Annotated in this window: 8 protein-coding genes; all 8 read right to left on the bottom strand. The window is 72.2% G+C overall.

Annotated elements, in window-relative coordinates:
* Window positions 1–233: 233 nt before the first annotated feature.
* Complete coding sequence (locus tag N6H00_RS14060; protein WP_268972009.1) at window positions 234–4,502, bottom strand: Rne/Rng family ribonuclease; 4,269 nt, start codon at window positions 4,500–4,502, stop codon at window positions 234–236.
* 223 nt (window positions 4,503–4,725) lie between these two features.
* Window positions 4,726–5,502, bottom strand: coding sequence for a TIGR03936 family radical SAM-associated protein (locus N6H00_RS14065; RefSeq protein WP_268972010.1), 777 nt, complete (start codon window positions 5,500–5,502; stop codon window positions 4,726–4,728).
* 180 nt (window positions 5,503–5,682) lie between these two features.
* Window positions 5,683–7,605 (bottom strand): TIGR03960 family B12-binding radical SAM protein, encoded by a 1,923-nt coding sequence (locus tag N6H00_RS14070; protein ID WP_268972011.1) that lies wholly within the window; start codon window positions 7,603–7,605, stop codon window positions 5,683–5,685.
* A gap of 71 nt (window positions 7,606–7,676) precedes the next feature.
* Window positions 7,677–9,413 (bottom strand): CYTH and CHAD domain-containing protein, encoded by a 1,737-nt coding sequence (locus N6H00_RS14075; protein WP_268972012.1) that lies wholly within the window; start codon window positions 9,411–9,413, stop codon window positions 7,677–7,679.
* A gap of 43 nt (window positions 9,414–9,456) precedes the next feature.
* Entirely contained in the window at window positions 9,457–10,590 is a 1,134-nt protein-coding gene (gene rodA / locus N6H00_RS14080; RefSeq protein ID WP_268976958.1) for a rod shape-determining protein RodA, read from the bottom strand.
* A gap of 181 nt (window positions 10,591–10,771) precedes the next feature.
* Window positions 10,772–12,916, bottom strand: coding sequence for a penicillin-binding protein 2 (mrdA, locus tag N6H00_RS14085; RefSeq protein ID WP_268972013.1), 2,145 nt, complete (start codon window positions 12,914–12,916; stop codon window positions 10,772–10,774).
* A 40-nt stretch (window positions 12,917–12,956) separates the two neighbouring features.
* Entirely contained in the window at window positions 12,957–13,670 is a 714-nt protein-coding gene (mreD, locus tag N6H00_RS14090; RefSeq protein WP_443072947.1) for a rod shape-determining protein MreD, read from the bottom strand.
* A gap of 3 nt (window positions 13,671–13,673) precedes the next feature.
* Window positions 13,674–14,618 carry a rod shape-determining protein MreC gene (gene mreC / locus N6H00_RS14095; RefSeq protein WP_268972014.1) on the bottom strand — a complete coding sequence of 315 codons (945 nt, stop codon included), beginning with the start codon at window positions 14,616–14,618 and terminating at the stop codon, window positions 13,674–13,676.
* Between the last annotated feature and the right edge of the window lie 131 nt (window positions 14,619–14,749).

Below are 14,749 nucleotides of genomic sequence, written 5' to 3' on the forward strand. Positions count from 1 at the left end.
TCTCACTCTCTCGCTAGAAATCGGGACCTCTGATGCCAGCCGCCCAACACGGCCCATGGAGGGTCGTGACAACCGAGTGATCATGCGATTCACCGTCGGCCGAACGGCCTCTTCCGGCGGAGCGGAAGGGATGTGCTCAGGGGTTTGGCGTACAGACGCCGAGGGTCAAGGCTACCAGAGCCCTGAGGGGCACCCGCGCGGGTACGCGGGCGCCCCTCGGGCACCGGCTGCCGTCAGTCCTCGGCGGCGGCCGACACCGACGGCGGAGTCTGCTGCTCCGCCGCCGCGGTCTTCTTGGCCGCCGTCTTCTTGGCGGTCGTCTTCTTCGCCGTGGTCTTCTTCGCCGTGGTCTTCTTGGCGGCCGTCTTCTTGGCCGCCGTCTTCTTCGCGGCGGTCTTCTTGGCGGCCGTCTTCTTCGCCGGGGCCTTCTTGGCGGCCGCCTTACGGGCGGTCTTCTTCGCCGGCGCCTCGGTCTCGGCCTCGGCCTCGGCGGAAGCCTCCTCGGCGGGCGCACCCTCAGCAGGCGCGTCCTGGGACACCGCCTCCGGCTCCGGGCTCGGCTCGGGCCGCTCCGGCTCGGACGCCGGCTCCGGCTCCGCCGCGGGCGCGCTCACGACCACCACGGCCGCCTCCTCGGAGCCCGTCGGCGAGCCCGCGGGGGCGGTCACCTTACGGGTCACCCGACGACGCGTACGCGGCGCGGGAACGGCCTCCAGCGGGGCCACGGCCTCCGGCTGGGGCGCGGCCTCCGGCTCCTCGACGGGAGCGGGAGCGGGGGCCTCCACAGCCGCCTCCGGCGCCGGCTCGGGCACCGCCTGGGGCGTCTCCTTGGGCTCGTCGGCCACCACGACCACCGCGCCCTCCGGCCGCCCGGCGGCCTTCGGGGCGCCCGCCGGGGCGGTCACCTTACGGGTGGCACGGCGGCGCGTACGCCCACGGGTCGCGGCGGCCTCGGCCTCGGCGGCGCTGCTGTACAGCTCCTCGTCGGCCGCGAACACCGGCTCGGGCAGCGGCTTCGGCTGCGTGGCCTCCGCGGCGATCTCGGCCGCCGCCTCGGTGACGTCCTCGGCCTCGGCCACGGCGGCCTGCTCCGGCTCGGCCGGCTGCTGACCGGTACCGGCCGCGGCCTTCTTCTTCTTGCGCTTGCCGCCGCCGGCGGCGGACGGCTGGTCCATGTGGACGATCACACCGCGGCCGTTGCAGTGCACACAGGACTCGGAGAAGGACTCCAGCAGCCCCTGGCCGACCCGCTTACGGGTCATCTGGACCAGGCCGAGCGAGGTGACCTCCGCCACCTGGTGCTTCGTGCGGTCCCGGCCCAGGCACTCCAGCAGTCGGCGCAGCACCAGGTCGCGGTTGGACTCCAGCACCATGTCGATGAAGTCGATCACGATGATGCCGCCGAGGTCGCGCAGCCGCAGCTGGCGCACGATCTCCTCGGCCGCCTCCAGGTTGTTCCTGGTGACCGTCTCCTCCAGGTTGCCGCCCTGGCCGGTGAACTTGCCGGTGTTGACGTCGATGACGACCATCGCCTCGGTCCGGTCGATCACCAGCGAGCCGCCGCTGGGCAGCCAGACCTTGCGGTCCAGCGCCTTCATCAGCTGCTCGTCGATCCGGTAGGTGGCGAAGACGTCGACGTCCGAGGTCCACTTCTGGAGCCGGTCCACGAGGTCGGGCGCCACGTGCGAGACATAGCCGTGGATGGTCTGCCAGGCGTCGTCACCGCTGACGATGACCTTGGAGAAGTCCTCGTTGAAGATGTCGCGGACGACCCGGACGGTCATGTCGGGCTCGCCGTAGAGCAGCGACGGGGCACCACCGCTCTTCGCCTTCTTCTGGATCTCCTCCCACTGCGCCTGTAGCCGGGCGACGTCGCGGGACAGCTCCTCCTCGCTCGCGCCCTCGGCGGCGGTGCGGACGATCACGCCCGCGTCCTCGGGGACGATCTTCTTGAGGATCTGCTTCAGCCGCGCCCGCTCGGTGTCGGGCAGCTTGCGGCTGATGCCGGTCATCGAGCCCTCGGGCACATAGACCAGGTAGCGGCCCGGGAGAGAGACCTGGCTGGTCAGCCGGGCGCCCTTGTGGCCGATCGGGTCCTTGGTGACCTGCACCAGGACGGACTGGCCGGACTTCAGGGCGGTCTCGATGCGGCGCGGGCCTCCTGCGAGCCCCAGCGCCTCGAAGTTCACCTCGCCCGCGTACAGCACGGCGTTGCGGCCCTTGCCGATGTCGACGAAGGCCGCCTCCATCGACGGCAGCACGTTCTGGACCTTGCCCAGGTAGACATTGCCGACGTAGCTGGTCGCCTGCTCCTTGTTGACGAAGTGCTCGACGAGGACGTTGTCCTCCAGCACCCCGATCTGGGTGCGGTCGCCGTGCTGCCGGACGACCATGACCCGCTCGACCGCCTCGCGGCGGGCCAGGAACTCGGCCTCAGTGATGATCGGCACGCGACGACGGCCCTGCTCACGGCCCTCGCGACGGCGCTGCTTCTTGGCCTCCAGACGCGTCGATCCCTTGATCGACTGCACCTCGTCGGCGCCGGACTCGGCCTCCTTGCCGCGCCGCTCCCGCGGCTCGCGGACCTTGACGACCGTACGCTCCGGGTCGTCACCGCTCGTCTCCACGTCGACGGCCTCGCCGCTGCGCCGACGGCGGCGACGGCGACGACGGCTGCTGGCGCTGGTGGTACCGCCGAGCTCGCCGGCCCCGGGGCCGGCCGCCTCGTCCTGGCCCTCGCCCTGCTCCTCGGCGCTCTCGCCCTCGGCGGCGGGCTCGTCCTCGTACCGCTCACCGGTCTCGGCCTCGGGACGCCCCTCGGCGCCCTCGGCCTCGGCGGCCTCGCCCCGACGGCGTCGGCGTCCGCCCCGGCGACGGCGGCGGGCCGGACGGTCGCCCGACTCCTCCTCGCCGTGCTCGCCCTCGGGCTGGTCCGACTCGGGCTGACCGGACTCGGCCTCGGTCCCGGTCTCCTCGACCTCCGGGTGCTCCTCGACGGGCTCACCGCCACGGCGGCGGCGCCGACGGCGGCTGGTGGGCGCCTCGGGCTCGACGGTCTCGGCCGTCAGCTGCTCCTGGTCTTCCTCCTCCTCGGCCTCCCGCAGCGCGGCGGCGGCGCTCTCCGGCGTCTGGAAGACCGGCTCGGTGAAGACCGGCGCCTGGAACACGGCCTTCGGCGGGCGGACCGCCCGGCGCCGCGAGCGGGGCGCGGGCTCCGGCTCCGCCTCGGACGCGGCCTCGGCAGCCGGGGCCTCAGCGGCCGGGGTCTCGACGGCGGGGGTCTCGACGGCCTGCGGCTCCGGCGCGGCGGCCGGCTCCTCGGCGGGTGCGGCGCTACGGGCGGCCCGGCGGCGGGTACGGGCGCGCGGCGCCTCCACGGCCTCCGTACCGGCGGTCTCCTCGGCGCTCTCGCTCCGCTGCCCGGCGACGGACTCCTCGGCCACGGGCTCCGCAGCCACAGGCTTCTCGGCGGCCTCCGCCTGCGGCGGGCCCGCGGGGGCGGTGGCCTTACGGGTCGCACGACGACGCGTACGGGCGGGCGCCGCAGGCACGGCCTCCGCCTCGGCCGCAGCCTCGGCAGCCGCGCCGGACTCCTCCGCCTCGGCCGGCGCCTCCGCCTCCTCCGACTTCGCCGCCTCCACGGGCGCACCCGCCGGAGCAGTCGCCTTACGGGTCGCACGACGACGCGTACGGGTCCGCGGGGCCTCGTCGGCCGAGGCATCGTCGGCTGCGGCTGGGGCCGTGGCCTCGTCACCAGCGCCACCAGCGGCCGCCGCGGACGACGCGTCCGCGTCGGCGGCCTCCGCCTGCGGCGGGCCCGCGGGGGCGGTGGCCTTACGGGTCGCACGACGACGCGTACGGGCGGGCGCCGCGGGCACGGCCTCCGCCTCGGACGCGGCCTCAGCAGCCGCGCCGGACTCCTCCGCCTCGGCCGGCGCCTCCGCCTCCTCCGACTTCGCCGCCTCCACGGGCGCACCCGCCGGAGCGGCCGCCTTACGGGTCGCACGACGACGCGTACGGGCGGGCGGAGCGGCCTCGGGGGCGGTCTCCACCACGGGCTCGGTGGCGGCCTCGGCCGCCTCACCGCCACGGCCGGCGTCGGCCGGCACCACGGTCTCCGCGGCCTCCGGCGAACCCGCCGGAGCCGCCGCCTTGCGCGTCGCCCGGCGACGCGGACGGGCGGGCGGAGCGGCGGACGCGGCATCGGGGCCGGACGCGGAGCCACTCGCGGTGACCACGGCGGCACCGGCGACCGACGCGGCCTCGGACGAGCCGGCGGAACCGGCCTGATCAGCCGGTATGGCCGGTACGGAGGGCGTGGTCACCTCGGCGTCGCTCACGGCACCGGCCGGTGGGCCGGCCGGGCGGGAGGCCGCACGGCGGCGGCGCGGCGGCAGGGTGTCGCTGGGTGTGCTCTCGATGGCATCCCCGGGCGCCGCGGCACGCGCCGCTGACGGCCCAAGGGGCTGGAAAGGTTGGGTCGGCTCAATTGGTTCGAGCATGCGGGCGTTTCTCCCGTCACGCTCCCGGGCGCCGCGCCTGCCTCCGGCCGGCCACCCGCGCACTGTGCGCGGGTGCCGCCGCCCGGGGCGCGGTCGCCGCACGGGAGCTGTCGTCTCGCTCGCCGGGACCGGATATCTCGGGACCGGCGAAAGTCTCCTGGTCAGTGCGCCAGCCGGACCCGGGTGGCTCCCAAGTGCCATCGGCGGCGCATCGACGGCGGTCCTACGCGGGACCTTCCGGCGCCATCGCGGCGGTCAGCTCGGCGGCCGCGGTTGGGGCGGCTTGAGCTGCCTCGCGATCGGGCGCGAGCGGGTCGGTCACCGTGCCGGACTCCTCATCGAGCAGCCCCTGCGCCAGCCTGGTCACCGCTGCGGGGACCGGCGGCGCCAGGTCGGCCGTAGCGCGGAGACCGGACAGGACGTCGTCGGGTCGCACGGCAGGTGTCAGATGCCGTACCACCAGCCGCAGTATCGCACAGCCACCGTCGCCTGGCCTATCGGACGGCGGCGGAAACGCCTCCAGCCGGGCCACCGCGGCACGGGTGTCGAAGGTTCGCAACCCATTTTTCGTCCGGCGTTCCACCTCGACCGTGTCGGCCTCGAGGAAGGCGGCGACGGCTCGCTCGGCCTCCGCGGGGGCGACCTGGTCGAGCCGGATCTCCCATACGGACGCCTGTAGCCGGTCGGCGAGTCCCGAGGTCCGGGCCTCGACGGCGTCGATGACGTCGAGCCCCGCGGGCAGCGACTCGTTGAGGAGCGCACGCAGCTTTTCGGGGTCACGCGCCGCGGTCAGCTGGATCTCCAGGTACTCCGCCTCGCTGCCGGTGCCGGTGGGTGCGGCATTGGCGTACGACACCTTGGGGTGCGGGGTGAAGCCCGCCGAGTAGGCCATCGGCACCTCGGCGCGGCGCAGCGCCCGCTCGAAGGCGCGCTGGAAGTCGCGGTGGCTGGTGAACCGGAGGCGGCCGCGCTTGGTGTAACGCAAACGGATGCGCTGCACCGCGGGAGCGGGCGGCGGGCCTTCGGGCTGTCGCTTGCCCAGGGGACTGTCTCCTTGTACTTCTTTGCGGTCGAACACCAGGGCCGCTGGGGCCCCGGTGTCTTCCAGCCTACTTTGTGGGCGGCCCGGTGAGCGGAGGGTGGCCGGACGGCCACCGCACGGCTACGTCACCGACAACGGCTACTTCACCGACAGCGGAAGCAGCTTCCGGCCGGTGGGGCCGATCTGGATCTCGGTCTGCATCTGCGGGCAGACGCCGCAGTCGAAGCAGGGGGTCCAGCGGCAGTCCTCGACCTCGGTCTCGTCGAGGGAGTCCTGCCAGTCCTCCCAGAGCCAGTCCTTGTCGAGCCCCGAGTCGAGGTGGTCCCAGGGCAGGACCTCCTCGTAGGTGCGCTCGCGCGTGGTGTACCAGTCGACGTCGAGGCCGAATGCGGGCAGGGTCCGCTCGGCGCACTGCATCCACCGGTCGTACGAGAAGTGCTCACGCCAGCCGTCGAAGCGGCCGCCGTCCTCGTAGACGGCGCGGATGACCGCGCCCACCCGGCGGTCGCCGCGCGAGAGCAGGCCCTCGACGATGCCGGGCTTGCCGTCGTGGTAGCGGAAGCCGATGGAGCGGCCGTACTTCTTGTCGCCGCGGATCTTGTCGCGCAGCTTCTCCAGCCGGGCGTCGGTCTCCTCGGCGCTCAGCTGCGGCGCCCACTGGAAGGGGGTGTGCGGCTTGGGGACGAACCCGCCGATCGAGACGGTGCAGCGGATGTCGTTCTTGCCGGACACCTCGCGGCCCTTGGCGATGACCTTGGTCGCCATGTCGGCGATCTGGAGCACGTCGTCGTCGGTCTCGGTGGGCAGACCGCACATGAAGTACAGCTTCACCTGCCGCCAGCCGTTGCCGTACGCGGTGGCCACCGTACGGATGAGGTCCTCTTCCGAGACCATCTTGTTGATGACCTTACGGATGCGCTCACTGCCGCCCTCGGGGGCGAAGGTGAGGCCGGAGCGGCGTCCGTTGCGGGTCAGCTCATTGGCGAGGTCGATGTTGAAGGCGTCCACCCGGGTGGAGGGGAGGGACAGGCCGATCTTGTCCTCCTCGTACCGGTCGGCGAGGCCCTTGGCGATGTCGCCGATCTCGGTGTGGTCGGCCGAGGACAGCGACAGCAGTCCGACCTCCTCGAAGCCGGTGGCCTTGAGTCCCTTGTCGACCATCTCGCCGATACCGGTGATCGACCGCTCGCGCACCGGGCGGGTGATCATGCCCGCCTGGCAGAACCGGCAGCCGCGGGTGCAGCCGCGGAAGATCTCCACCGACATCCGCTCATGGACGGTCTCGGCCAGCGGCACCAGCGGCTGCTTGGGGTACGGCCACTCGTCGAGGTCCATGACGGTGTGCTTGGACACCCGCCACGGCACTCCCGAGCGGTTCGGCACGACACGCGAGATCCGCCCGTCGGCCAGGTACTCCACGTCGTAGAACTTCGGGACGTAGACGCTGCCGGTGCGGGCGAGCCGGAAGAGCAGCTCGTCCCGGCCGCCCGGACGGCCCTCGGCCTTCCAGGCGCGGATGATCTCGGTCATGTCGAGCACGGCCTGCTCACCGTCGCCGATCACCGCGCAGTCGATGAAGTCCGCGATCGGCTCCGGGTTGAACGCGGCGTGCCCGCCCGCGACCACGACGGGGTGGTCCTCGGTGCGGTCCGCGGCGTCCAGGGGAATGCCGGCGAGGTCGAGCGCGGTGAGCAGGTTGGTGTATCCCAGCTCGGTGGAGAAGGAGACGCCGAAGACGTCGAACGCCGACACCGGGCGGTGCGAATCCACGGTGAACTGCGGCACCTTGTGCCGGCGCATCAGCTCCTCGAGGTCCGGCCACACGCTGTAGGTGCGCTCGGCGAGCACGCCCTCGCGCTCGTTGAGGACCTCGTAGAGGATCATGACGCCCTGGTTGGGCAGCCCGACTTCATAGGCGTCGGGGTACATGAGCGCCCAGCGGACGTCGCAGGAGTTCCAGTCCTTGACAGTGGAATTGAGCTCACCGCCTACGTACTGGATGGGCTTCTGCACATGCGGCAGCAGGGCCTCGAGCTGTGGGAAGACCGACTCGACAGACATCGCGGACTTTCGTGAGCTGACAGGGGTGACCCTCAAGCGTACCTGCCCCGCCGGGGTCCCTCGGCCATGGATCAGGCTCCCAGGGCCGCCCGGTGCTCGGGACGGGAGACCTCGGCCCACAGTCCGGGCAGCTCACGCTCACGGGCGGCGGCCTGCGCCTCCTCCCGCCCGTGGAGCAGCCCGAAGGTGAAGTCGCTCTCCCCCGCGCCGTGGGCCTGGGCGGCCAGCGTCCGCAGCGCCTCGCGCGCGACGACGCTGTCCTGGTGGTCGCCGAGCACGTCCTGCACGGCCCGCATCCGGCGGGCGAACTTCTTGGCGGGCTTGCCGAGCGCGGGCCGGGCCGTCTCGGCGGCGTAGCGGACCCGCTTGGCGGCCTTGCGGGCCTGGTGGACGGCGACGTCGCGGTCCGGTCCCGGGGGCGTCTCAAGGGCGGTGGCCACCCGGCCGGCGAGCCGCTCGTAGTCGCGCAGCACGGCCTTGGCGACCACCGGCGCGGCCGGTTTCGCGGCGGCGGGGCGCAGTGGCGGATCGGCCACCAGGGCGTCGAGGGTGTCCAGGAGCGTGAGATAGCGCTCGCTGTCCAGCGCGCGCAGGACGGTCGCGCGGGCGCCGTCGCGCCGCCCTCGCGACCAGTGGCGCAGCCGGTCCCGCACCGGGCCGCGCCGCAGGTCGTCCGGCAGCTCGGCGAGACGGCCCGCGAGCCGCTCGGTGAGCACCTCGCGGTCGCGTTCCACGCCGAGCTCACCGGCCAGCCACTTCAGCTCGTCGCCGACCGGATCGGTCACCGTACGGTCGAGGACCTTGCGGTAGGAGCGGAAGGCGCTGCGCAGCCGGCGGGTGGCGACCCGCATCCGGTGCACCGCGTCCGGCAGGTCGCGGCGCACGGCGGGGTCGAGCCGTACCAGGGCGTCGAGCTGACGGCGCACGTAGTCCAGGACGACGTCGTCGGCGCCGAGCGGCCGCCGGGCCGCCGGCGCGGCCTGTTCGACCTCACGGGCGGTCTTCGCGGGCTTCCCCGGCTTCGCGGGCTTTCCGGCCTTCCCTGCCCTCTCCGGCTTCCCTGCCTTCTCCGGCCTCCCCGCCTTCTCCGGCTTCCCGGGCTTCGCGGGCTTCCCCGGTCCGGCGGACCGGCCCGGCCCACCTCCGCCGGTCTCGGCCGCGACCGCGCCCCTCTCCGTCTCGGCCAGGGCCTTGGCGAGCTTGGAGGGGCTGTCGGCGCGGTGCAGACCGCCGTCGCACAGCCGCGTCTCGACCGCGTCGAGCAGCCGCTCGTCATGGGCCCGGCCCTCGGCGAGCTCGACCTCGACCTCGGTCCACCGCACCGGCTCGCCGTCCTCGGGCGCCAGGCGCCGGGCCGTCACGCGGTCGACGGACACCTCGGCGAGCACGGTGCCGTCGGCGGCCACCAGGTCCTTGCGGTCCCGCTCGGTGTGCAGATGGGCGAGCGGGCGCAGCGGGTCGTGGCGGACCCGGGAGCGCAGCAGCGCGGCCATCTCGGCGGGCACCTCGCCGCCGAGCGGCGCGTGCAGCTCCTCCCGGGTGTCCGGGCCGACCGGCAGCTTCAGATGCCAGCCCTCGTCATCGCCGCCGGTGCGGCGGCGCAAGGTGATGCCGTCGGCCAGCAGCCGGCGCCCGGGGGTGTCGTAGTAGGTGGCCTCGAGGGTGGCGACACCCCGGCTCACCACGGTCGCGACCGGGCCCGCCCCGGTCAGCTCGGGCAGACCCGGCAGGTCGGGTCGCCCGGACGGACCGGCTTCCTCGGCGGTGGCCTCGTATTTACGTTCGATCTCCTGCTTCGTGTCCACCATGGAGGTCTCGTACCCGAATCCGGACTTATCAGCCCTGAGCTCCTTAAGCGGAGACGGGCCGCTGCACCCGGATGGACTGCAACAGTCCGATCGCGATCCATACGGCGAACATCGAGGACCCGCCGTAGGAGACGAACGGCAGCGGCAGACCGGCCACCGGCATGATGCCCAGCGTCATCCCGATGTTCTCGAACGCCTGGAAGGCGAACCAGGCGATGATCCCGGCCGCGACGACGGTCCCGTACAGCTCCGTGGTGTCACGCGCGATCCGGCAGGCGCGCCACAGCACGATCCCCAGCAGCACGATGATCAGCCCGGCACCGAGGAAGCCGAGCTCCTCTCCCGCGACCGTGAAGACGAAGTCGGTCTGCTGCTCGGGGACGAACTGACCGGTGGTCTGGGTGCCGTGGAAGAGTCCCTTACCGGTGAGACCGCCCGAGCCGATCGCGATCCGCGCCTGGTTGGTGTTGTAGCCGACCCCGGACGGGTCGAGCGCGGGGTTGGCGAAGGCGGCGAAGCGGTCGATCTGGTACTGGTCGAGGACGTGCAGCTGCCAGATGAGCAGCGCGCCGACCACGGCCGCGAGGATCAGCCCCGCGATCCAGCGGTTGGATGCGCCGGAGGCGAGCAGCACGGCGAGCACGATCACCGCCATGACCATCACCGAGCCGAGGTCCGGCATCAGCAGCACGATCGCGATGGGCAGCGCGGCCAGGCCGAGCGACTGGACGACGGTGCGGTGGTCGGGGATGAGCCGGTCCCCGGCGTCCACGCGCGCGGCCAGCAGCATCGCCATGCCCAGGATGATCGTGATCTTGGCGAACTCACCCGGTTGCAGGGAGAAGCCGCCGCCGACCACGATCCACGCGTGCGCGCCGTTGATCGTCGAGCCCAGCGGGGTGAGCACGGCGAGGACGAGGACGATGGACAGGCCGTAGAGGACCGGGACCGCGCCGCGCAGGGTGCGGTGGCCCAGCCAGATGGTGCCGATGGCGAGCACCAGCCCGATCCCGGTGTTGAGGGCGTGCCGGACCAGGAAGTAGTACGGGTCGCCCTGGTTGAGCTCGGTGCGGTTGCGGGTGGCGGAGTAGACGAGCGCGCCGCCGATGGCGGACAGGGCCAGCGCGGTGAGCAGCAGCACCCAGTCGAGACGGCGGACGACCGAGTCGCGCGCCATGAGCTTGCTCCAGGTGCCGCGCTCCGGGGTGAAGCGCCGGACGGCATACCCATGCGTGGAAGCGCTCACAGCTGCCTCCCGTTCGCCCCGCCGCGGCAGCGGCCCATGTCACTGCCGCCCGCGCGGCGCAGAGGTGCGGCTTTCGCCATCGTCTGCGGCCCGGCGGCCGCGCGTGCGTCGCTCACGAATCCGTCCCCCGCCGCCGGTCCCGGCCGGCCGCCTCGAACTGCTTGCCGAGGGGCTCGGCCTCGATGGAGCCGTCCGAGGAGATCTTCGGCAGGCTGGCCTGCGGCTTGGGCAGCAGCGCCTTCTTCTGGTCGATGTTGCCCTTGGCGTCGACCCCGTACAGCGCGTTGTAGATCTTGCGCACGGCGGGACCGGAGGCACCGGAGCCGGTGCCGCCCTGGGAGATCGTCATGACGATCGAGTAGTCCTTGGTGTACGTCGCGAACCACGACGTGGTCTGCTTGCCGTAGACCTCCGCGGTACCGGTCTTGGCATGCATCGGGATCTTGTCCTGCGGCCAGCCCTGGAACCGCCAGGCGGCGGTGCCCTGGGTGGCGACGCCCGCGAGCGCGCTGTCGATCTGCTTGCGCAGCGTGCCGCTCATCGGCAGCTTGCCGTGCGACGTCGGCTTGATCTCCTGGACGTCCTTGCCGTCGGGGCTGACGATCGCCTTGCCGATGGTGGGGTCGTAGAGCGTTCCGCCGTTGCTGATCGCCGCGTAGATGGTGGCCATCTGGATCGGGGTGACGAGGGTGTCGCCCTGACCGATGGAGTAGTTCACCGAGTCACCGGCGCGCATCTTCATCCCCTCGAGGCAGTTCTCGTAGGCGATCCGCTGGCCGTAGTTGCCGTCCTTCTTGCCGCTCTTGCACCAGGCGTCCTTGTTGGCCTCCCAGTAGTCCTTCTTCCACTGGCGGTCCGGGACCCGGCCGGTGACCTCGTTGGGGAGGTCGATGCCGGTCTCCTTGCCGAGGCCGAACTGGTGGGCGGTCTTGTAGAACCAGTCCCCCGGATTCTTCTTGGGCTTGTTGCCGCCGTCCTTCTTCCACTCGTCGTAGGCGATGCGGTAGAAGACGGTGTCGCAGGAGACCTCCAGCGCGCGGCCGAGGCTGATCCCGCCGTAGTTCTCGGACTCGAAGTTCTTGAAGACCTGGCTGCCGATGTTGAACGAGCTGGTGCAGGCGTAGGGGCCGTTGAAGGAGTAGCCGGCGTTGACCGCGGCGGTCGTCGGCACCACCTTGAAGATCGAGCCGGGGGCCGCCTGGCCCTGGATCGCCCGGTTCAGCAGCGGATAGTTGGAGTTCTTGCCGGTGAGCTTCGCGTAGTCCTTGCCGGAGATGCCGCCGACCCAGGCGTTGGGGTCGTACGTCGGGTTGGACGCCATGGCCACCACCCGGCCGGTCTTGGCCTCCATGACCACCACCGCGCCCGAGTCCGCCTTGTAGTTGCGGCCGGTGTTCTTGTCGAACTGCTTGCGGGCGTCCTTCATCGCCTGGGCCAGCTCCTTCTCCGCGACCGCCTGGACGCGGGAGTCGATGCTGGTGACCACGTTGTCGCCGGGACGGGCCCGCTGGCTCTCCCGCTGGCCGATGACACGGCCGAGGTTGTCGACCTCGTAACGGGTCACCCCCGCCTTGCCACGCAGCTCGCTGTCGTACTGGGCTTCGAGGCCGTTGCTGCCCACCTGGTCGGAGCGGAGCAGCGGCGACTTGGTGTCCTCGGCCTTCTTTATCTGCTCATCGGTGACCGGGGAGAGATAACCGAGCACCTGGGCGGCGTTGGAGCCGGCGGGCGCGGCGTAGCGGCGCACGGCGGTGGGCTCGGCGCTGATGCCGGGGAAGTCCTCCTCGCGCTCGCGGATCTGCAGCGCCTGCTTGGCGCTGGCCTCGTCGGTGATCGGGATGGGCTGGTAGGGGGAACCGTTCCAGCAGGGCTGCGGGGTCTTGGCGTCGCACAGCCGGACCTTGTCCATGACGTCCTTGGGCTTCATGCCCAGGACGTCGGCGAGGCGGGTGAGGACAGCCTTGCCGTCGTCCGGCATCTTCATCAGCTCGGTGCGGCTGGCGGAGACCACGAGACGGGTTTCGTTGTCGGCGAGCGGCACCCCCCGGGCGTCCAGTATCGAGCCGCGCACGGCGGGGTGGACGACCTGCTGGACGTGGTTGTTGGCGGCCTCGGCGGTGTACTGGTCGCCGTTGCGGATCTGGAGGTACCACAGACGTCCGCCGAGGGTCAGCAGCAGCGAGAAGACCAGGATCTGGATGGCGACGAGCCGGACGGTGACCCGGGTGGTCCGTCCCGTCTCGGGAATGTTGCTCATGACGCCCCCCTGAGGGCAGCGGGCGACGGGAGGGCGGTGTTCACAGGCGCTTGACCCCCTTGATGCGTGCCGTCCTGTTCTTCCCCGCGCGGGCCAGCAGTCCGCCGCGCTGGCTGCCGATCCGGGCCGCCCGGCCCGGACGCCTGAGCCGGCTCATCCGGCCGGCCCGGCCGGTGCTGACGCCGCCCGCGGTGCTGATCCAGCGGGACGGGCTCTCACCGCCGCCGCCCGCGCTGTCGGCCATCGGATCGTTCTCGCTCCGTCTGGCCAGCCCCATGATCAGCGGCACCGTGAAGGGCGCCAGCAGCAGGTCGTAGAGGGCGGCGGTGAACAGCAGCTTGCCCAGGCCCACCTGACGGGCGGCGTCGTCGCCGACCAGGATGCCGACCCCCGCGTACAGCAGCGTGGCACCGACGGCCGCCGCCACGACCACCAGCATCGGCCCGGTGGCCGACCTCAGCTGACCGGTCTCCGGCTTGGCGAGCCCCGCCAGATAGCCGATGACGCACAGCACCAGGGCGTAGCGGCCGACGGCGTGGTCGGCGGGCGGGGCGAGGTCGGCGAGCAGCCCCGCGCCGAAGCCGATGAGCGCACCGCCGGTGTGGCCGTAGACCAGCGCGAGGCCGAGCACGACGAGCAGCAGCAGGTCCGGGACGGCGCCGGGCAGTTGGAGCCGGGCCAGCACACAGACCTGGACGACGAGCGCGAAGACCACCAGGCAGGTCGACAGGACGATCCGGTTGAGGTGCAGCATCGGTCAGCTCCTGTTGGCGGCCGGGCTCGTGGCGGTGGCGGAGGGGTTGGCCGTGACGGTGACCGTGGGCGTCGGCTTGGGCTTCGCGGGCTTGGGCGGCAGCACGGTGTCGCGCGGGTTGTCGCGCGGCGGCTGGACGACGACCCCGACGATGTCCAGCTTGCTGAATTGGACGTACGGGCGCACCTGGAGCGTGCGGGTGAGGTCCCCTCCGGTGGGATCGACGCGGACGACCTTGCCGACCGGAACCCCGGGGACGAACGGCTTGTCGGCCTGGGAACCGAAGGTGACCATTCGGTCGCCCTTCTTGATCCGGGCCTTTCCGTTGAGGAGCTGTACGTGCAGCGAACGGTCGCCGCGCCCGGTGGCGAAGCCGAGCTCGCCCGACCCCTCCATCCGGGTGCCGACGGTGAAGTCCGGGTCGATGGCGAGCAGTACGGTCGAGGTCGAGGCGCCCACCGTGGTGACCCGGCCGACCAGTCCGTCGCCGTTGATGACGGTCATGTCGCGGCGGATGCCGTCATCGCTGCCGATGTCGATGGTGACGGTCCAGGAGAAGCCCTGGGCGGCGCCGATGCCGATGACCTGCGCGCCCTTGATGCCGTATTGGCCGGCGCCCGCGGTCCTGAGCAGCTTGTCGAGCTCGGCGGAGCGGGCGCGGTTGCGGTCGTCGCTGCCGAGCCGCTGCTTGAGCTTGGTGTTCTCCTCCTCCAGCCGACGGATCCGGTCGTGCCGGTCACCGGATTCCCGTACGGCCGCGACGGCGTTGCCGACCGGGTCCACGGCGGACGCGACGCTGTCCTCCACCGGCCCGAAAACCGAAGCGGCGGCCTGACGGGCGCCGTCGAGGGGGGAGTCCTCGCCGCCGCGGATATCCACCGTGATCAGCGCGAACGCGATGGCGACCAGCAGCACCAGGAGCAGCCGGCTCTCTCGTGTGTCCCTCACGTGCGGCGACGTGCCTTCCTCGTCGAAGTCGGACCGAATGCGGTGATGTGGTGTCCGGCCGGTCCAGGGGAGCCTTATGCCTGTATATCAGCGTTCCGCCGCACGGGCGGCCATCCACCCGTACGGCCGGT

This window comes from Streptomyces sp. S465 (genome assembly GCF_026898115.1).
GTDB lineage: Bacteria > Actinomycetota > Actinomycetes > Streptomycetales > Streptomycetaceae > Streptomyces > Streptomyces luomodiensis.